At 49.7% G+C, this 17,643-nt stretch carries 18 protein-coding genes; 10 read left to right on the top strand and 8 right to left on the bottom strand.

Annotation, left to right across the window (positions count from 1 at the left end):
* The first annotated feature begins 9 nt into the window (after nucleotides 1–9).
* The 4 genes from BFP76_RS03145 (at nucleotide 10) to BFP76_RS03130 (ending at nucleotide 5,143) form a co-directional block, all read left to right on the top strand.
* Nucleotides 10–1,671: an NAD+ synthase gene (locus BFP76_RS03145; protein WP_099591721.1), complete on the top strand. Its 1,662-nt coding sequence runs from the start codon at nucleotides 10–12 to the stop codon at nucleotides 1,669–1,671.
* Between the two features lie 246 nt (nucleotides 1,672–1,917).
* A complete protein-coding gene (locus BFP76_RS03140) occupies nucleotides 1,918–2,262 on the top strand; it encodes a GIY-YIG nuclease family protein (RefSeq protein ID WP_099591720.1) in 345 nt (114 codons plus the stop codon).
* Nucleotides 2,263–2,413: 151 nt separating this feature from the next.
* A complete protein-coding gene (gene gltX, locus BFP76_RS03135; protein WP_099591719.1) occupies nucleotides 2,414–3,733 on the top strand; it encodes a glutamate--tRNA ligase in 1,320 nt (439 codons plus the stop codon).
* 6 nt (nucleotides 3,734–3,739) lie between these two features.
* Complete coding sequence (locus tag BFP76_RS03130; protein WP_099591718.1) at nucleotides 3,740–5,143, top strand: MATE family efflux transporter; 1,404 nt, start codon at nucleotides 3,740–3,742, stop codon at nucleotides 5,141–5,143.
* Between the two features lie 12 nt (nucleotides 5,144–5,155).
* Here BFP76_RS03130 and BFP76_RS03125 read toward each other — a convergent pair whose 3' ends face one another.
* From BFP76_RS03125 to BFP76_RS03105, 5 genes are all read right to left on the bottom strand, one after another.
* Nucleotides 5,156–5,926, bottom strand: a complete 771-nt coding sequence (locus tag BFP76_RS03125) for a M48 family metalloprotease (protein WP_133117380.1) — start codon at nucleotides 5,924–5,926, stop codon at nucleotides 5,156–5,158.
* Between the two features lie 83 nt (nucleotides 5,927–6,009).
* Nucleotides 6,010–7,341, bottom strand: a complete 1,332-nt coding sequence (locus BFP76_RS03120) for an ABC transporter permease (RefSeq protein WP_099591716.1) — start codon at nucleotides 7,339–7,341, stop codon at nucleotides 6,010–6,012.
* Nucleotides 7,341–8,144, bottom strand: coding sequence for a taurine ABC transporter ATP-binding protein (locus BFP76_RS03115; protein WP_099591715.1), 804 nt, complete (start codon nucleotides 8,142–8,144; stop codon nucleotides 7,341–7,343). The genes BFP76_RS03120 and BFP76_RS03115 overlap by 1 nt, the downstream gene beginning before the upstream one ends.
* A 75-nt stretch (nucleotides 8,145–8,219) precedes the next feature.
* Nucleotides 8,220–9,212, bottom strand: a complete 993-nt coding sequence (locus tag BFP76_RS03110) for a taurine ABC transporter substrate-binding protein (RefSeq protein WP_099591714.1) — start codon at nucleotides 9,210–9,212, stop codon at nucleotides 8,220–8,222.
* Between the two features lie 198 nt (nucleotides 9,213–9,410).
* Nucleotides 9,411–10,193 (bottom strand): 3-hydroxybutyrate dehydrogenase, encoded by a 783-nt coding sequence (locus BFP76_RS03105; RefSeq protein ID WP_099591919.1) that lies wholly within the window; start codon nucleotides 10,191–10,193, stop codon nucleotides 9,411–9,413.
* A gap of 94 nt (nucleotides 10,194–10,287) precedes the next feature.
* Between BFP76_RS03105 and BFP76_RS03100 the strand changes: the two genes are divergently transcribed.
* A complete protein-coding gene (locus BFP76_RS03100) occupies nucleotides 10,288–11,346 on the top strand; it encodes a PQQ-dependent sugar dehydrogenase (RefSeq protein WP_099591713.1) in 1,059 nt (352 codons plus the stop codon).
* A gap of 13 nt (nucleotides 11,347–11,359) precedes the next feature.
* On the opposite strand, the gene BFP76_RS03095 is transcribed toward BFP76_RS03100, so the two are convergent.
* On the bottom strand, nucleotides 11,360–12,331 hold the full coding sequence (locus BFP76_RS03095; RefSeq protein WP_099591918.1) for a GlxA family transcriptional regulator: 972 nt from the start codon (nucleotides 12,329–12,331) through the stop codon (nucleotides 11,360–11,362).
* A gap of 158 nt (nucleotides 12,332–12,489) precedes the next feature.
* Here BFP76_RS03095 and BFP76_RS03090 point away from each other — a divergent pair, with 158 nt between their 5' ends.
* Complete coding sequence (locus BFP76_RS03090; RefSeq protein WP_099591712.1) at nucleotides 12,490–13,860, top strand: class II 3-deoxy-7-phosphoheptulonate synthase; 1,371 nt, start codon at nucleotides 12,490–12,492, stop codon at nucleotides 13,858–13,860.
* Here BFP76_RS03090 and BFP76_RS03085 read toward each other — a convergent pair whose 3' ends face one another.
* Nucleotides 13,861–14,559, bottom strand: coding sequence for a PAS domain-containing protein (locus BFP76_RS03085; protein WP_099591711.1), 699 nt, complete (start codon nucleotides 14,557–14,559; stop codon nucleotides 13,861–13,863).
* Between the two features lie 149 nt (nucleotides 14,560–14,708).
* Here BFP76_RS03085 and BFP76_RS03080 point away from each other — a divergent pair, with 149 nt between their 5' ends.
* From BFP76_RS03080 to BFP76_RS03070, 3 genes are read left to right on the top strand one after another with little or no spacing between them, the layout of a single operon-like run.
* Nucleotides 14,709–15,590: a YicC/YloC family endoribonuclease gene (locus BFP76_RS03080; RefSeq protein ID WP_240513967.1), complete on the top strand. Its 882-nt coding sequence runs from the start codon at nucleotides 14,709–14,711 to the stop codon at nucleotides 15,588–15,590.
* Nucleotides 15,591–15,594: 4 nt separating this feature from the next.
* On the top strand, nucleotides 15,595–16,242 hold the full coding sequence (gene gmk / locus BFP76_RS03075) for a guanylate kinase (protein WP_099591709.1): 648 nt from the start codon (nucleotides 15,595–15,597) through the stop codon (nucleotides 16,240–16,242).
* Nucleotides 16,239–16,769, top strand: coding sequence for a gamma carbonic anhydrase family protein (locus BFP76_RS03070; RefSeq protein ID WP_099591708.1), 531 nt, complete (start codon nucleotides 16,239–16,241; stop codon nucleotides 16,767–16,769). The genes gmk and BFP76_RS03070 overlap by 4 nt, the downstream gene beginning before the upstream one ends.
* A 2-nt stretch (nucleotides 16,770–16,771) precedes the next feature.
* Here the strand turns inward: BFP76_RS03070 and BFP76_RS03065 are convergent, their stop codons facing one another.
* Nucleotides 16,772–17,383, bottom strand: coding sequence for a histidine phosphotransferase family protein (locus BFP76_RS03065; RefSeq protein WP_099591707.1), 612 nt, complete (start codon nucleotides 17,381–17,383; stop codon nucleotides 16,772–16,774).
* Between BFP76_RS03065 and BFP76_RS03060 the strand changes: the two genes are divergently transcribed.
* On the top strand, nucleotides 17,356–17,595 hold the full coding sequence (locus BFP76_RS03060; protein ID WP_338064494.1) for a DUF3553 domain-containing protein: 240 nt from the start codon (nucleotides 17,356–17,358) through the stop codon (nucleotides 17,593–17,595). The genes BFP76_RS03065 and BFP76_RS03060 overlap by 28 nt on opposite strands.
* Nucleotides 17,596–17,643 lie beyond the last annotated feature (48 nt).

The raw sequence follows: 17,643 nt of genomic DNA, 5'->3' as shown, positions 1-17,643 counted from the left end.
GGAACCACAATGGACAATAAATTCAGGTTAACGCTCGCGCAATTAAACCCAACGTTAGGTGATTTAGCGGGAAATATGGCCAAGGCAATGGATGCCCATGCCCAAGCTGCGCAAAATGACGCTGATTTTGTGGTGCTGCCCGAAATGTTTATCTGTGGCTATCAGGTTCAGGATTTAGCGTTGAAAGATGCCTTTGTGCTGGATTGCATGGCACATGTGGAAAAACTGGCGCTTGCAGCGGCGGATGGGCCAAGCGTTGGGATTGGCGGACCATTGTTGGATGATGGACAGCTTTACAACGCTTATTTCGTGCTGAAAGGGGGCAAAATCATTGCCACCATGCGCAAACATGAATTGCCCAACACCCATGTATTTGATGAGCGGCGCATTTATGACAAGGGCCCCTTGGCGGGGCCGATCAATCTGGATGGTATCCGTGTTGGTCTGCCAATTTGCGAGGATGCATGGCATGCGCCCGTGTGTGAAACCATGGCCGAAAGTGGTGCGGAAATTTTGATCGTGCCCAATGGATCACCCTATTATCGTGGCAAATTTGAGCGACGCATCAATCATATGGTGGCGCGGGTTATCGAAAATGATTTACCGCTGGTTTATCTGAATATGGTTGGTGGACAGGACGATCAGATTTTTGACGGCGGTTCATTCGTTTTGAACCGTGGTGGGCATTTGGCCATGCAAATGCCGCTGTTTGATGAATCCATTCAACATGTTGAATTCACCCGCACCGATGACGGCGGCTGGCAGGCAAGCGAGGGCGAAAAAATCGCCCATGTCGATGAATGGGAACAAGATTATCGCGTGATGGTGCAAGGTTTGCGCGATTACATGGGTAAAACCGGATTTAAAAAGGTTCTGTTGGGTCTGTCAGGCGGTGTGGACAGCGCGATTGTCGCCACCATTGCGGTGGATGCGCTGGGCGCAGAAAACGTGCGCTGTGTGATGTTGCCATCGGAATACACATCGCAAAGCTCGCTGGATGATGCCGCCGAAATTGCAACCAATTTGGGTTGTCATTACGACACTGTGCCCATTGCGGCGGGGCGCGCGGCGATTACACAAACATTGGCGCCATTATTTGCAGGGCTGGACGAAGGTTTGACCGAAGAAAATATCCAATCACGCTTGCGCGGTTTGTTACTGATGGCGATGTCGAACAAATTTGGTGAAATGTTACTGACCACGGGCAATAAATCAGAGGTCGCCGTGGGTTATGCCACAATTTATGGGGATATGTCGGGCGGGTATAATCCGTTGAAAGATCTTTATAAAATGCGGGTGTTTGAAAGCTGTCGTTGGCGCAATGCCAATCACCGCGATTGGATGATGGGGCCGGAGGGCGCTGTGATCCCCGTGGCGATAATCGACAAACCCCCAAGTGCCGAATTGCGCGAAGATCAGCGCGATGACGACAGCTTGCCACCCTATGAAATTCTGGATGCGATTTTGGAACGTTTGGTCGATCTGGATCAATCTGTGGCCGAAATTGTCGCCGCTGGATTTGATCGTGATGTGGTGAAACGGGTGGAACATCTGGTTTACATATCAGAATACAAACGGTTCCAATCCGCCCCTGGCCCGCGCTTGACTCACAAGGCATTCTGGCTTGATCGACGCTATCCCATCGTCAATCGCTGGCGCGACAACGGTTAAAAAGAGAATCAGTAGATTATTGAAATTTCAGCCAAAATTCCGCTACGTAACGCGGGATTTGAAAAATGATTAACATGGGCAACTAGTTTACCTGTACAAAAGGACATGTCGTTTTGGCTAGATTGCTGAATTGGGGCAAAATAGTGATAAAAGTTACATTAATTCAGTTCAGAATCGTTGAAATTTTTTTAATAATTATAAGTAAGAGTACAGGAGTAGTGAGTACACAAAGTCTTGGGGGACTTCATGAAAGATTGTTATTATACATATATCGTCACCAACCGACATCGCGGATTATGCGCTGTTGGTGTGACAAGAGATTTGGTTAACCGTCCATTAAAACTCGGCAAAGATAACGGTCCTGCTTCTGCGTGGGATGAAAAAATGTCTCGGCTTGTTTGGTACGAAAAACACGACACATTGGATGCGGCACTGGAACGCGAAGAGCGTATCGCGAATTTGCGCCGTGACTGGGTGTTTTATCTGGTTGAACGCGAAAACCCGGCGTGGCGCGATTTGGCGCAACGTGGTGTTCGCGAAACACACACGCATTTCAACGCGGCCATTGGCGGCGGTGCACGCGCACATTAATTTTTATACCTAAGTTTATTTTAGCGAGTTCAAGCGTGTCTGTTTCAGGCACGCTTTTTTAGTTCTGGCGCGGTTGTGAAATACTCTGCCCTTCACCTTTGTGACGCAGGAATGTAAGAGGAATGAAATCCATTACAAGGTTTCGATTCCAATGACCACCACCACACGTTTTGCACCCAGCCCGACCGGCTTTATCCATGTTGGCAATCTGCGCACTGCGCTGTTTAATTATATGATTGCAAAACAGGCAGGTGGGAAATTTATCCTCCGTCTTGATGATACGGATCCCGAACGTTCCAAACAAGAATATGCCGATGCGATCAAGCAAGATTTGGAGTGGCTGGGCCTGCATTGGGATCGGGTTGAAAAACAATCGGATCGTTTGGATCGTTATCACGCGGCGGCGGATGAATTGCGCGCTGCGGGTCGGTTTTACGAATGTTTTGAAACGCCTGTTGAATTGGACCTGAAGCGTAAAAAACAACTGAACATGGGGAAACCACCGGTTTATGACCGATCCGCACTGGCGTTATCAGACGTTGATCGCGATGAATTGCGCAAAACCCGCGATGGGCACTGGCGGTTTAAATTGAACCAAGAACGCATCAATTGGACCGATGGGATTTTGGGTGATCTGTCCATTGACGCTGCATCCGTATCTGATCCGGTGTTGATCCGTGGCGATGGACAGTTTTTATACACAATGGCATCGGTTTGCGATGATATTGATTTTGGCATCACCCATGTTGTGCGCGGATCGGATCACGTGACAAACACCGCCACACAAATCCAAATTATCGAGGCATTGGGCGGCGTTGTTCCCAGCTTTGCCCATCATTCATTGCTGACTGGGCCTGCGGGAGAGGCATTGTCAAAACGTCTTGGCACATTGTCATTGCGCGATCTGCGTGCGGCGGGTGTTGAACCCATGGCACTGCTGGCACATATGGCGCGCATTGGATCATCTGATCCAGTGGAGCCGATGACCAATCTGGATGAATTGATCGCGGGTTTTGATCTGTCAAAATTTGGCTCTGCACCCACAAAATACGATGTTGCGGATTTAAACCCGCTGACATCCAAAACATTGGCGATGATGCCCGTTGATGCGGTGAAGGGCGATTTGGATGCCTTGGGCGTTCCAAGCGCGGATGCCGATGCGTTTTGGACATTGTCGCGCGAAAACATCGCCACACGCAAAGATATCGCAAAATGGTGGGATTTGGTGAACAATGGTGCCACCCCGTTGATCGACGCCGAAGATGCCGATTTTATTGCCAGCGCCAAGGATTTGTTGCCGCCCCAACCATGGGATGAAAACAGTTGGAAATCATGGACAACCGCCGTCAAAGACGCAACAGGGCGCAAGGGTAAAACCCTGTTCATGCCACTGCGCAAGGCGCTGACAGGAATGGAACATGGGCCTGATATGTCAAAGCTGATGCCGATGTTGAAAAAAACGGGATTATAATTCCGTATGGCAAACGAGCAGGCGAAATTCCTTCAGGGTAGCCTGATCGGCCATATCATTTCCATGTCACTGACCGCATCTGTGGGATTGCTCGCAATTTTTGCCGTCGATGTGGTGGATATGATTTTCATATCCATGTTGGGTATTTCCGAATTGGCCGCGGCCATTGGATTTGCTGGTACGATTATCTTTTTCTCCAGCTCGATGAGCATCGGATTGTCGATTGCAGCGGGTGCGTTGGTGGCCAAATCATTGGGCCAAAATAACCCTGAACGCGCGAAAGAGGCATTTACCCACGCGCTTATGTTTGGTTTTGCCTTTACGGTGCTGGTATCCAGCCTGATCTGGTTCAACCTTCATACCATCACGGGATGGGTGGGGGCTACGGGCCATACCCAAGATATGGCCGTGGGATATTTGCAAATTATCGTGCCCACCATGCCGTTTTTGATGTGCGGGATTGTGGCATCGGCCACATTGCGCAGCCACGGCGCGGCAAAGCTGTCAATGGCGGCGACATTAACCGCCGGGGTGGTGAATGCGGTGTTGGACCCGATATTCATCTTTACGCTTGATATGGGGTTAAACGGGGCGGCATGGGCATCGGCGATATCGCGTGTGGCGATGACGATTGTCGCGCTTTGGCCGATTTTTCGCCGCTATGGTGGGTTATCAAGCCTGAAATTGAAACCTTTGTTCGACGATTTTCGCCCGATTGCCAATATCGCCTTTCCCGCCATGTTGGCCAATGTTGCAATGCCCGTGGGGATTGCTTTTGTTACCCGCATTTCCGCGATTTACGGTGAAGAGGCGGTCGCGGGCATGGCGATTATTGCCCGCCTGACACCCATATCATTTGCGCTGATCTTTGCCATGTCGGGTGCAATTGGCCCGATCATCGGTCAAAATTTCGGGGCGCGTAATTTTGACCGTGTGGAAATGGCATATCGCCAATCGGTGATGCTGGTCGCGATTTACGTCAGCGCGATGGTGTTATTGTTATACCTGCTGCGCAGCCCGATTGCCGATGCGTTTAACGCGGTGGGAACAACGCGCGATTTGATTTACCTGTTTTGCGGGCCGCTGTCGCTGGCGTGGATATTCACGGGCATCATATTTGTATCAAACGCGGCCTATAACAACCTTGGGCATCCTTATTATGCGACATGGGTCAATTGGGGGCGTAACACATTGGGGATTGCGCCGGTTGTGTATGTCACTGCAAAAATTTGGGGGGCAGAGGGCGTTTTAATTGGGCAAATGTTGGGCGGTGTTTTGGTTGCGATTGTGGCGTTTATATTGGCACGCAAAACCATCAGTGATGCGCGTAAACTTGACGCTGCAAGAACACAGGGCCCCGCAATGGGGCCCGATGAACGTAGTTTCAAAGTGATGAACCATCGCCAGTAATGCGCTGGCTTTCTACCATTTGATTGGTGCGGTTTGCCCCTGTGCACGTGCAGCGCGGATTTGCGCCACGGTTTGTTGCACGGTTGCAAAACGATCCGCCCCTGGTGGGTGGGTGGACAACAATGAATTGGAACCACCCGTGCGTTCAAATGATCGCGCTCCCTTGATGGCATCAAAGCCAGCGCGGGTTGCGATATGCGCACCGATGCGATCGGCCTGAAGTTCGAATTTCTTGGAATAGGATTGCGCCCCAATGGCACCGCCCAGATTGGCGCCATCGGTTGGATCACCGCCAAGCCCCGCCATGACCAACGCACCCAACAGCGCACCCGCATTGGCGTTGCTGCGTTTTTTAACCAAATGGCGTGCGATTTGATGCCCTGCCTCATGGCCCATGATGAACGCGACCTCGTCGTCATTTTTGATTGTGCGCAACATGTTGATGTTGAATGTGATCACGGGGCGTCCGTCGCTGCCGACGGATTGATATGCGTTTGGTGCTTTGCGTGTGTCTTGGTCAACGGTGATGCGGAAATCACAGAACGTGCGGGGCATATCACGGCTAAAGCTACGGCAAGCGGCCTCTGCTACGGGTTCAACGCGTTGTGCCACGCGTTTATATGCGCTGACACCGCTGGATGCGCTTCGGGTCACTTGGGGTGCCTTTGGCGCAGTGGCAGTGGTTTTTGGTTTCGTGCTTGGTTTGGTTTCTGTTGTCGGCGTCGTTGTGGGAACGCATGCCGAGAGCAGTAAAATGGTACCGATCGTTAATGCTGATTTCATAATATATCCCTTTGGCTGCAAAAAGAATAGCGCCGCACGTTTCACCGTGCAACGCTGTTTTCAATTTTCCAAAGGGGTGTGGTTTAGGCTTTGCCTTTCCATGGAACCAAACGACGTTCGGCCATGCGCATCAACACATCAATCAGATATCCGATCACACCAATGATAATGATACCGATGATCACGATATCGGTCAGCGAAAATTTCGATGCGGCGATAATCATTTTACCTGCACCTTTTTCCGCCGCAACCAATTCGGCCGCAACAACCGTGCCCCAACACACACCCATGGCAACACGCGCACCGGTGAATATTTCAGGCAAGGAGTTTGGCAAAATCACCTTGGTCAAGATTTGCTTTTTGGTGGCACCAAGGCTGTAGGCGGCGTGTACCTTGGCAATATTCACACCCGATACGCCCGAACGTGCTGCGATGGTCATGATCCAAAGTGCAGCCAAGAACAGCAAGCTGATCTTGCCCTGTTCGCCAATGCCAAACCAGATAATGATCAACGGGATCAATGCCAAGGGTGGCACGGGGCGCATGAATTCCACAATCGGTTCAAACCAACCGCGCAGCCATGAATTTAACCCCATGGCAAAGCCAAGCGGAATGCCAAACAAACAGCCCAGCGCGAAACCAACCACAACGCGGATCAATGACCAGAACACGTTTTCCCACAGGCCAACGCCCAAATATCCCTCTTTGTTCAGTTGTATGAACCGTTGCCAAACCTTTTCGGGTGGGGGCAGGTATAATGCCTCCATCGTCATGCCGGTTGCGGGGCGCACGGACAGGCTGCCTTTGGCGGTCATGAACACATCACCATTGCCAAATGGCACCAGTTGTTCAGGTGCGATGGGTTGTCCGTTGATTGCAGTGATTTTGTATCCATCCTGATCGCCGCCATCATCATTTGATTGCACTTTGATGATCTTTGCACGCCGTTCTGCCACCACCACAACATCGGTTTTGGCAAAGCTGTCGCCAACCACGCTGGCGGGGTCTGGTTTGGATTTGTCGTCGGAATCGGCGGCGTTCACCTGAACCAAAACCGTGCCCGTAGCGGTTTCACCTGCCGCGTTTTCAGCCGTATATTCAAACGAGGTTTCACCCACGAAAGGTTGGGGTAAAATCGGGGGCAATAATTTGGAACCAGTGGCGATGCCCCAGAAAACAAATAACGTTATTACCGCAGCAATCGAAGCCATGCGATTGCCCGTAACCGCGCTTTCATCACCAAAGGTGACGGTTTTCAGGCTGGTGTAACCTTTGGCACGATCGCGTCCTTTGTAATAGGCGCGTTGCACCAGATAACACAGGCCGCTGACTGCAAGATAAAGCGCAAAAATAGCGATGATCCCAAGGATCATCCAAAGTGTCACGCCAAAAACATCAAGAATTTCTTTGCCCATTATGCGTTCTCCGTTCGGCCCATGATTTCTTCTTCCATGTCCCAAATCATATTGAGGATTTCATCACGTGTGGGGCCAAAATCGGGGTGGCGTTTCACCTCTCTCAGATCAGCACCAACACCCAATTCGGCAAATGGCAATTGATATTCTTTGTGCACACGGCCCGGGCGCGGGGCCATTACCAACAGGCGTTCGCCCAATAACAATGCCTCTTCCACGCTGTGGGTAATCAAGATGATGGTTTTGCCGGTTTTTTTCCAAATATCCAAAACCAGCGATTGCATTTTTTCGCGCGTCAACGCATCCAGCGCACCCAGCGGTTCATCCATCAAGATCACGTCAGGGTCATTTGCCAAACAACGGGCAAGGGCAACGCGTTGTTGCATGCCGCCTGACATTTCGTAAATCATTTTTTCGCCGAAATCTTGTAGACCAACGATGTTCAATAATTCATCTACCTTGGCATCAATTTCGACCTGTGGCGTGCCCTTCATCTTGGGGCCAAATCCGATGTTTTTGGAAACATTCATCCATTCAAACAACGCGCCATGTTGAAACACCATTCCCCGTTCGGGATGTGGCCCAGTGATGGTATGGCCGTTCAATGTCATCACACCCGCAGTGGGGGCCAAGAAACCCGCCAGAATGTTCAAAAATGTGGTTTTACCACAGCCAGAAGGACCCAGAACCGACATCAGTTCGCCTTCTTTAATTTTCAAATTGATGTTTTTAAGCGCTTCGACATTGCCGCCATTTGGCAATTCGAAAGTCATGGAAACATCGTCGATTACCAGACCTGTCATCGTTGTTCCAATTGTTAGATATCAAGGGGCAAAGGCCAGCGCGTGCGTGGCCTTTGCCAAGTTTCCCAAAGGGAATTACATTTTTGATGCAGCTTCCAGATAGCTGGTGTTGATCAAAGCGTTGTAATCATCCAGCGCTTGGATTTTTCCGCCTTCTTCCAATGTTTTGGCAGAGCTTGTGAGGTATTCACCAACAAAACCACCCAACCATGCGTCTGACAATTGTTCGTCAATTGTTGGGAATGCAAACACGTCAAGAACGGCTGTTGTGCCCTCAAGATCCATACCGGCCTCTTTGGAGATTGCTTCCATCATTGGGGCGCGGTCGGCGGCGTACATTGCGTTCATTTTTGCCGTAACGGACAAGAATTTCGCCAAGAGTTCTGGGTTTTCTTCGCCAAATGATGTTGGGATTGATGTGACATCAAACACTTTGCCAACAACCGCTTCTTTTTCAGCGCCCGACATCAATACGTTGCCGTATTCTTTCATGGTGCGCAATGAACCACCCCAGCCACATGCCATTGCCAGATCGGTATCTGGTTGTGAAAACGCAGCGGCGGAATCTGAAGGTGCCATGTCAACGATGGTAAGGTCTGCTTCGGCGATTCCAAAATGTTTCATCTGTGCCAAGAAACCAGAATGAGCCGCAGTGCCCAGTGGCACAGCAACCTTTTTGCCCTTCAACTCGGCCACGTTGGATGCATCAATTTCCAATTCAGAACGCACAACACAGTTGTCGTTGTCGGAATAAGACACAGCCACATCAACCACTTGCAAATCTTGACCAGCAGCAGTTGCCACCAAGAATGGTGTCACACCTTGTGAAAATGAAATGTGCACATCGCCAGATGCCATCGCAGCAGACATTGCCGTACCCGCATCAAAAGAAACCCAATTCACAGGGATTCCCAATGCCTCGGAATACATTTTGTTTGCTTGGGCATATTGGTTTGGCGTTGGCCATTCCAAGAAATATCCAACGGTCAATTCATCCAGCGCATGTGCGCCACCCGTTGTCGCCGCCAGTGCCACGGCCATTGCAGTCAGTGTTTTGGTTAGTTTCATCTTGCGTTCTCCCTATTGATTGCAAGCTATCGTTTGATCCTGTTTTGGATCTTGTTGTTCATGTTTGCCACGAATCCATGTCAAATGCTGCAATAATCCCCGAAGCATTGCAAAGAAATTGCAATACGATACGATCAAATCGGCGTTGTTTCGATTTTTCCAAAACCAATTTTATTGTTATCGACGTGCTGCAATTTTCTATTGTGCGGTCCAACCACCATCAATGGAAAGGTTTGCACCCGTGATGCCCTTGGCGGCATCCGAACAAAGATGGGCAACATTTGCAGCGACATCATCAATTTCGACGAATTGTTTTGTGGGCTGTGCACCCAGCAATACATCATTCACAACCTGTTCTTCGCTGATGCCACGCGCCGCGGCCGTATCGGGGATTTGCGCCTGAACCAATGGTGTTAACACATAGCCAGGTGAAATGGCATTCACTGTTATCCCTTGCTGTGCAACCTCTAGTGCCACGGTTTTTGTTAACCCCGCAATCCCATGTTTGGCCGCGACATAGGCCGATTTATAGGGTGATGCCACCAAAGAATGCGCCGAGGCAACGTTGATCACACGCCCCCATTGATTGCGTTTCATATATGGTAGGGCCGATCGCATGGTATGAAAGCTAGACGTAAGATTGATCGCGATGATCTGATCCCATTTTTCGACAGGAAATTCATCAATGGGGGATACGAATTGGATGCCAGCGTTATTGACCAAAATATCGACACTGCCAAATTTGTCACCACAGGTTTGCACCATATCGCTGATCTCTTCTGGTTTTGTCATATCCGCGCCGTGGTGAATGGCATCCGTACCAGAGGCTGTGCGCAATTCGCCAAGTAGCGTTTCAATATCGCCCTGATCGCCAAATCCGTTGATCATGACCTTGCATCCCAATGATGCCAGTTTGATTGCAATGCCCCGCCCGATGCCGCTGGTTGAACCTGTGATAAGCGCGGATTTTCCTGTCAGCATGAAACGACCCTTTGATGAACATGATAATATTGTGATTTTGTTATCGCGACTATCTAAAGGATACTGGCAATAATCAATCTGAAAGGTTCCACCGATGCGTATTTTTTGCACAATTTTATTTTCATGCGTTTTGGCCTTTGGCGCAAATGCCAAGGATTTTAAAACGGATATCGGCACGGTAACAGTCACCAAAATGATCGATGATTTGTATGCGCCTTGGGCAATTGCGTTTTTGCCCAATGGGGATCAGTTGATTACAGAGCGCGATGGCGATTTATATTATTTTGATGATGGCAAACGCCAAAAGGTTTCCGGCGTGCCCGCTGTTTATGCACAGGGGCAGGGCGGATTGTTGGATGTGGTGGTTTCCCGCAATTTTGCAAATACGCGCAGGGTTTATATCACCTATTCCGAACCAAGCGATGCGGGTGGGCACACCGCATTGGCGGTTGCGAAATTATCGCCAAATGGCGATCAGCTAACCAATTTTCAGGTTATGTTTCGCCAAAAATACACCAGCAAATCCACCCATCATTTTGGATCACGCGTGGTCGAGGCACCAAATGGCGATCTGTTTTTAACCATCGGTGATCGCGGCAATGGCAAATTGGCGCAAAGCTTGGATCATTTTAATGGCAAAGTGGTGCGCATATCCCAAAATGGAACGGCGGTTATTCATTCACATGGGCATCGCAACCCACAAGGGGCGGCATTGGATAACACGGGGAATTTGTGGACAGTGGAACATGGTGCAAAGGGTGGTGATGAAATTAACAAACCCGTTGCAGGTAAAAATTACGGCTGGCCGATCATTTCTTATGGGCGCAATTATTCGGGCACGAAAATTGGCGAAGGCCAATCCAAAGCGGGGATGGAACAACCCGCATTATACTGGGACCCATCAATCGCACCGTCGGGAATGATGATTTATTCGGGCAAGCTGTTCCCGAAATGGAAAGATCAGATTTTCGTGGGATCATTGAAATTCGATATGATTTCACGCAGTACCATAACAGGCGCCAAAGCAACAGAGGTTGAACGCCTGTTTCAAAACCAATTCGAGCGTATCCGCGATATCCGCGAGGCCCCCGATGGTTCAATCTGGTTTTTGGCGGTGGGTGATGGCGCGGCCTATCGCATTACGCCACAATAATTAGCAGCGATAATTAACTGTCACCTGACATTTGCGAGCCACGTTCGCGATAAGGCGTGGTGTTATATTGCGCACGGTAACATTTTGAAAAATGCGATGGTGACGCAAACCCACAGGCAAGCGCGACGTTGATCACGGTCATACCCGTTTGCATCAACAAATTGCGTGCCTTTTGTAGGCGCAATTCCATGTAGTATCGTTTGGGGGATCGATCCAGATATCGACGAAACAGCCGTTCCAATTGGCGTGTGGACATGCCAACATCCTTGGCAAGGATGGATGGGGAAATCGGTTCTTCGATGTTTTCCTCCATCATTTTGATCACTTCGGCCAATTTGGGATGGCGCACGCCAATACGTGTGGGGATCGACAACCGCTGTCCGTCTTTTTCGGTGCGCGGGGAATTATAGATCAATTGATCAGATACCCAATTCGCCGCATCTTGGCCGTGATCATCGGCAATGATTTTCAAAAACAGATCAATGGATGATGTGCCACCGGCACAGCTCATGCGGTTACCGTCGATAACATAAACGGTTTTTAATAATTCGACTTCTGGGAAATCTTCTTCGAATGAATCGTGGTTTTCCCAATGGATTGTGCATCGCCGCCCATCCAACAATCCCGCCTTGGCAAGTGTGTAAGACCCCGTAGAAATCCCCGCGATGGCAACACCCTTGCGCGATTCGCGTCGCAGCCAGTTGATAATCGGCTTGGTGGTGTTTTGTGCGATGTTTAACCCGCCACAGACCACGATTGTATCGTCGCGGTTCACCTCGTCCAACCCCATATGAAGCTTCATCTCAATCCCGTTTGACCCAGACATCATATCGCCCCCTTCGGCGGCGATGGCCCATGTATACGCATCATAACCAACCGCACGATTGCCTTGGCGCAATGCTTCCAATGCGCAGGTAAAACAAGCTTGGGAAAATTCGCCGAGCAGTAAAAATACGAAATGGCGCGGCTTGGAGTTTGTGTTCATTGGGGTGCCTTGCTTGGAACGGACTTGGTGCACCATGCAAAAAAAGTGATACTTTGCGCAATAAGATTTCGCAAAATCCGCGTTTTTTTCCTGTGGGTCTGGTTTTCGGCTTTTGACTGGGCTATTACGCAGTTTCACAGACAATATGGAGAACACAAATGTCTACGGCTTGGAAAAAATCAGGATGGCGCAACAAACCGCGGATCCAGATGCCAGAATATACGGATGCAGCAGCGTTGAACGCAGTTGAAAGCCGTCTGGCCTCTTATCCGCCGTTGGTATTTGCAGGCGAGGCCCGCCAGCTCCGCGCAAAGCTGGCTGCGGTTTCCCGTGGCGAAGCATTTTTGCTTCAGGGTGGCGATTGCGCCGAGAGTTTTGCAGAATTCAACGCAGACCTTATTCGCGACACTTACAAGGTAATGTTGCAAATGGCGGTTGTGCTGACATATGGCGCCAAGGTGCCAGTGGTAAAAATTGGTCGCGTTGCGGGACAATTTGCAAAACCACGTTCGGCCGATACGGAAACGCAAAATGGTGTGGAATTGCCAAGCTATCGCGGTGATATCATCAACGAATTGGATTTCACGCCAGAGGCACGGATTCCAAACCCGAACAACATGTTGACCGCATACACCCAATCAGCGGCGTCGCTAAACCTGATCCGCGCGTTCAGCCAAGGTGGTTTCGCAGATATTCACCACGTGCATGAATGGAACCAGGGGTTCGCCAAAACATCAGGGACGGGTGACAAATACCGCAAAATGGCCAACCGCATTTCCGATGCGTTGGATTTCATGAATGCAGCGGGTGTGAATGCCGACAATTCAAACGCATTACAAACCGTGAATTTTTACACATCACACGAAGCATTGTTGCTGGAATACGAAGAAGCATTGTGCCGCGTTGATTCAACATCAGGTTTACCTGTGGCCGGGTCTGGTCACATGATTTGGATCGGTGATCGCACACGTCAACCAGACGGTGCACATGTTGAATTCTGTTCAGGTGTGCAAAACCCAATTGGTTTGAAATGTGGTCCATCCATCACAACGGATGATCTGTTGAAATTGATCGACAAGTTGAACCCACAAAACGAAGCGGGCCGACTAACCTTGATCGCACGTTTTGGTGCGGGCAGCGTTGGTGATCATCTGCCACGCTTGGTCAAGGCAGTGCAGGCCGAAGGGCGCAACGTGGTTTGGACATGTGATCCAATGCATGGCAACACAATCAAATCATCCACGGGTTATAAAACCCGCCAGTTCGATTCAATCCTGCGTGAAGTGCGCGAATTTTTTGGCGTTCACGCGGCAGAGGGCACCGTACCAGGTGGTGTGCATTTCGAAATGACAGGCAAAGACGTTACCGAATGCACAGGTGGCGTGCGCGCCGTAACGGACGAAGATTTGTCCGATCGTTACCACACCGCATGTGATCCGCGCTTGAACGCATCACAATCATTGGAATTGGCATTCTTGGTTGCCGAAGAATTGGAAGATCGCCGCAGTGCGGCACGCAAGGCAGGCTGATCAGTCGTCTTTGACCAAACGTAAATGCGAACGCCCAGCCGATTGGTTGGGCGTTTTGCGTTCACTCCCATCGCCATTGATGCATTTAAATGCACGCAAAGGGCCATGATCAAACCCGACGGACGTTTCGCTAAACCCTTGTTGGGTGGCGGCCGATTGCCCCGCAACGATCCGCGTGGTTTTTACATCTGTGATATCGAACCGAATGGGTGCGCGTTTCAAATTTCCCTGCAATGACAAACAGCCCAACACGCGGGTGATGGCGTTGTTTTTGTCATGCATTGGCAATAACAACATACGTGCGTTAATCTGGCGATCGCCTGAAATTTCACCGCTGAGGTATAATTCCACGATCTTGGGGGCGGCTAAAACCCCGGCCAGTTCAGCGTTGAATTGATCGCGAAATTCAGGTGCAATCACCGCATGCGCAGGCATCCCGCGCAATTCCATCCCCAACAGATCGCACATTTTTATACCCGCCAAACGAAACCGCGTGGCACAGTCATCTGAATGTTCCAAAATGAATGTGTGATCCAATGCGGATTTGATTTCGCGTGGATCAATATCGGATCGCGCAGGCACAATGCGCCCCGCACGCAGGTTTTCCCAGTATGTCAAAAGATCAAGTATGATTTCATCTTGCATCAAGGACCCTTGCACCAATCGTGCATTGCTAAAACTTGGAATAAATTCTGTCATTTGTTAACCATTTTATCAATACTCATTAACCATTTCTCAACAACACAGGTGCAACATTCGCTGCTTGGTTCTGTATTGTTTGCAATTATTGCGTATTGCCATAAAATTGTATCAATTCAAAAGGGCGGATTTAACGTATGGTTAATTCAATGACTGGCTTTGCCAGTGTTACAGGACAGCATGACCACGTCAGTTGGGCTTGGGAAATTCGATCCGTCAATAACAAGGGTTTTGATCTGCGCCAACGATTGCCGGATGGTTGTGATGTGTTGGAAAAAGACGTGAAATCAAAGGTTTCTGCAAAATGTGCGCGTGGCACAATTTTTGTATCACTGAAAATGAAACAAGATGAACTGGGCGCGACACCAATGTTGAATATGGCCGCTTTGGACGCCGTAGTTGCCGCAGAAAAAATCGCCGTGAATGCGGCAAAAATGGCGGGGCTGGGCGTGCGTGAAACCGATGTTTCAACGCTTTTGTCTTTGCCAATGGTGCTGGAACGTCAATCGCAAGCGGGTGAAAACGATGCGGATTGGATCGCGGCGGCAGGGGCACAGTTGGACGAATTGGTTAACAAATTTGCCGAGGCACGCGCCGATGAAGGTGCGGCGTTAACCAAGGTGCTACAATCTCAGATTGCATCCATCGCCAAATTGACCGATGCCGCCGCCACAAGTGCCGATTTGCGCCAAGACGTCATCAAGGCGCGATTGCAATCGCAACTGGCGGCAATCTTGGATGCAAGCGATGGTTTGGATGAAACCCGCTTGGAACAAGAATTGGCGATCATCGCGGTGAAAAATGACATTACCGAAGAATTGGATCGGCTCCGCGCACATGTGGACGCGGCCAAAGCATTGTTAAAAACCAAAGGCGCCATCGGGCGCAAATTTGATTTTTTAATGCAAGAATTCAACCGCGAGGCAAATACGTTATGTTCCAAATCGGGTTCCACGGAATTAACGCGCATAGGGCTTGACCTGAAAACGATCATAGACCAGATGCGTGAACAAGTTCAAAACGTGGAGTAATCAGATGGCACAAACACATCGACGCGGTTTATTGGTGATCCTGTCGTCGCCATCTGGGGCGGGCAAATCGACCTTGTCGCATATGTTGCTGGATTGGGATCCGAACATGCGATTTTCCGTATCCGCCACCACACGCCCCCCACGCCCAGGCGAGGAGAACGGGCGCGATTATTATTTCAAAACCCCCGAAGAATTCCAACAAATCGTGGATGATGGGGGCATGTTGGAACATGCCGAAGTTTTTGGAAACCGATATGGTTCCCCGAAAAAACCAGTGGAAGAGGCGATTGCCGTTGGCAATGATGTGGTGTTTGATGTCGATTGGCAGGGTGGTCAACAAATCCGTGCATCATCCATGAACCACGATGTGGTTTCCATTTTCATCCTGCCCCCGTCGATCATTGAATTGGAACGCCGATTGCAAAGCCGCGGCCAAGACAGCGCCGAAGTGGTGGCGAACCGCATGGCCAAGGCACGTGACGAGATAAGCCATTGGGCAGAATATCAATATCTGATCGTTAATGATGATTTGGACAAGGCGTTTGAAACGCTTAAATCAATCCTGGTCGCCGAACGCACAAAACGCATTCGCCGCAACGATTTGATGGAACACGTCACCAAATTAAACGAAGAATTCGAGGCGTTGAAATGACGATTTATACACTTGATGGCATTATGCCAACAGTTGTTGACAAAGACGATTATTGGATTGCGCCCGGCGCACATGTGATGGGCAAAGTCACCATTCATGGTGGCGTTGGAATTTGGTTTGGCGCGGTGGCACGCGGTGACAATGAAATGATCACCATTGGCACGGGTACAAATATTCAGGAAAATTCTGTTCTTCACACCGACATGGGGTTTCCCCTGACCATCGGTGAAAATTGCACGATTGGGCATAAGGCGATTTTGCACGGCTGCACCATTGGCGACAATAGCCTGATCGGCATGGGCGCATCGGTGATGAACGGTGCGGTGATCGGCAAAAACTGTTTGATCGGTGCGGGCGCAATGGTGACGGAGGGCAAAGTGATCCCCGATGGATCATTGGTGATCGGTGCGCCGGGCAAGGTTGCGCGCCAATTGGATGCGCAAACCATACAGATGCTGACGGCATCGGCACTTAGCTATCAAGAAAACATGCGCCGCTTTCGCGACGGTATGAAAGCGGTTGATTGAATTTAGGCCACTTTGGTTTGAAACTGTAATCGCATGGAATTTGGCATGCGACGCCATTCAGGTGTGATGTCATTCACCGCAAGCGCCATGCGCGCCAATTCGAAATGAACCGTTGCGGATGATAATGCGATATCCTGTCCTGTGATCATCCCGTCCCATTGCGGGGAATCAAATGCGGCGCGTTCATCGTTGGCACTTACCGCCCAATTTGAATCCGCCTTGCGCACCAAAATTTCCCCGCCATAAGGCAGGCCAGTTTCAAAGCACATCAACAACAACAGCAAGATTTTAATCTGTGGGCGGGGTTGATCACGCGCCACTTGCCAATCAACCTGCACACGTTTGTTTTTATAATAATTGTCGATAATTGCGATGATTTCGGTTTGCGATAACATCGATCCAGCCCCCGCATCACCAAAGGCGATGCGTAAAAATGACAGGCGTGCGTTGGCGTTTAGTGCGCTTTGATTGATTAAATCCAATTCAATGCTGGGCGCGATGCCAGACATTTCAAGCAATTCCAAACCGTTGCGAATTGCGCCAACGGGGCTGACCATATCATGACAGATGCGCGAACTGATTAAGGATGAAATGGTTTCAATATCTTTGTACATTAGCGAAAGCTCTGAATCATAAGGACGATGTTGTGAATGAATTTTTGACACCTGGCCAATTGGTAAAACACCCCGATCAAAGCGATTGGGGGGTTGGACAGGTACAATCTGTGGTTGGGCATAAAATCACCGTTAATTTTGAACAAGCGGGAAAAGTCGTCATTAATGGCGCTTTGATTTCCCTAGAGTTAATTAGCCAAAGCAATAGGTGAATTTTTAGACAACTTAAAGGCGATTTAGTGTCGTTGGGAGAGGTTTTA

It is taken from the genome of Paramylibacter kogurei (assembly GCF_002742285.1).
Classification (GTDB): Bacteria; Pseudomonadota; Alphaproteobacteria; order Rhodobacterales; family Rhodobacteraceae; genus Amylibacter; species Amylibacter kogurei.
This window is presented reverse-complemented; position numbering and strand designations above follow the sequence as displayed.

Coding starts and splice junctions, on each gene's coding strand:
- BFP76_RS03145 (WP_099591721.1), top strand. CDS start 10: ATGGACAATAAATTCAGGTTAACGCTCGCGCAATTAAACCCAACGTTA.
- BFP76_RS03140 (WP_099591720.1), top strand. CDS start 1,918: ATGAAAGATTGTTATTATACATATATCGTCACCAACCGACATCGCGGA.
- gltX (WP_099591719.1), top strand. CDS start 2,414: ATGACCACCACCACACGTTTTGCACCCAGCCCGACCGGCTTTATCCAT.
- BFP76_RS03130 (WP_099591718.1), top strand. CDS start 3,740: ATGGCAAACGAGCAGGCGAAATTCCTTCAGGGTAGCCTGATCGGCCAT.
- BFP76_RS03125 (WP_133117380.1), bottom strand. CDS start 5,926: ATGAAATCAGCATTAACGATCGGTACCATTTTACTGCTCTCGGCATGC.
- BFP76_RS03120 (WP_099591716.1), bottom strand. CDS start 7,341: ATGGGCAAAGAAATTCTTGATGTTTTTGGCGTGACACTTTGGATGATC.
- BFP76_RS03115 (WP_099591715.1), bottom strand. CDS start 8,144: ATGACAGGTCTGGTAATCGACGATGTTTCCATGACTTTCGAATTGCCA.
- BFP76_RS03110 (WP_099591714.1), bottom strand. CDS start 9,212: ATGAAACTAACCAAAACACTGACTGCAATGGCCGTGGCACTGGCGGCG.
- BFP76_RS03105 (WP_099591919.1), bottom strand. CDS start 10,193: ATGCTGACAGGAAAATCCGCGCTTATCACAGGTTCAACCAGCGGCATC.
- BFP76_RS03100 (WP_099591713.1), top strand. CDS start 10,288: ATGCGTATTTTTTGCACAATTTTATTTTCATGCGTTTTGGCCTTTGGC.
- BFP76_RS03095 (WP_099591918.1), bottom strand. CDS start 12,331: ATGAACACAAACTCCAAGCCGCGCCATTTCGTATTTTTACTGCTCGGC.
- BFP76_RS03090 (WP_099591712.1), top strand. CDS start 12,490: ATGTCTACGGCTTGGAAAAAATCAGGATGGCGCAACAAACCGCGGATC.
- BFP76_RS03085 (WP_099591711.1), bottom strand. CDS start 14,559: ATGACAGAATTTATTCCAAGTTTTAGCAATGCACGATTGGTGCAAGGG.
- BFP76_RS03080 (WP_240513967.1), top strand. CDS start 14,709: ATGACTGGCTTTGCCAGTGTTACAGGACAGCATGACCACGTCAGTTGG.
- gmk (WP_099591709.1), top strand. CDS start 15,595: ATGGCACAAACACATCGACGCGGTTTATTGGTGATCCTGTCGTCGCCA.
- BFP76_RS03070 (WP_099591708.1), top strand. CDS start 16,239: ATGACGATTTATACACTTGATGGCATTATGCCAACAGTTGTTGACAAA.
- BFP76_RS03060 (WP_338064494.1), top strand. CDS start 17,356: ATGAAATGGTTTCAATATCTTTGTACATTAGCGAAAGCTCTGAATCAT.
- BFP76_RS03065 (WP_099591707.1), bottom strand. CDS start 17,383: ATGTACAAAGATATTGAAACCATTTCATCCTTAATCAGTTCGCGCATC.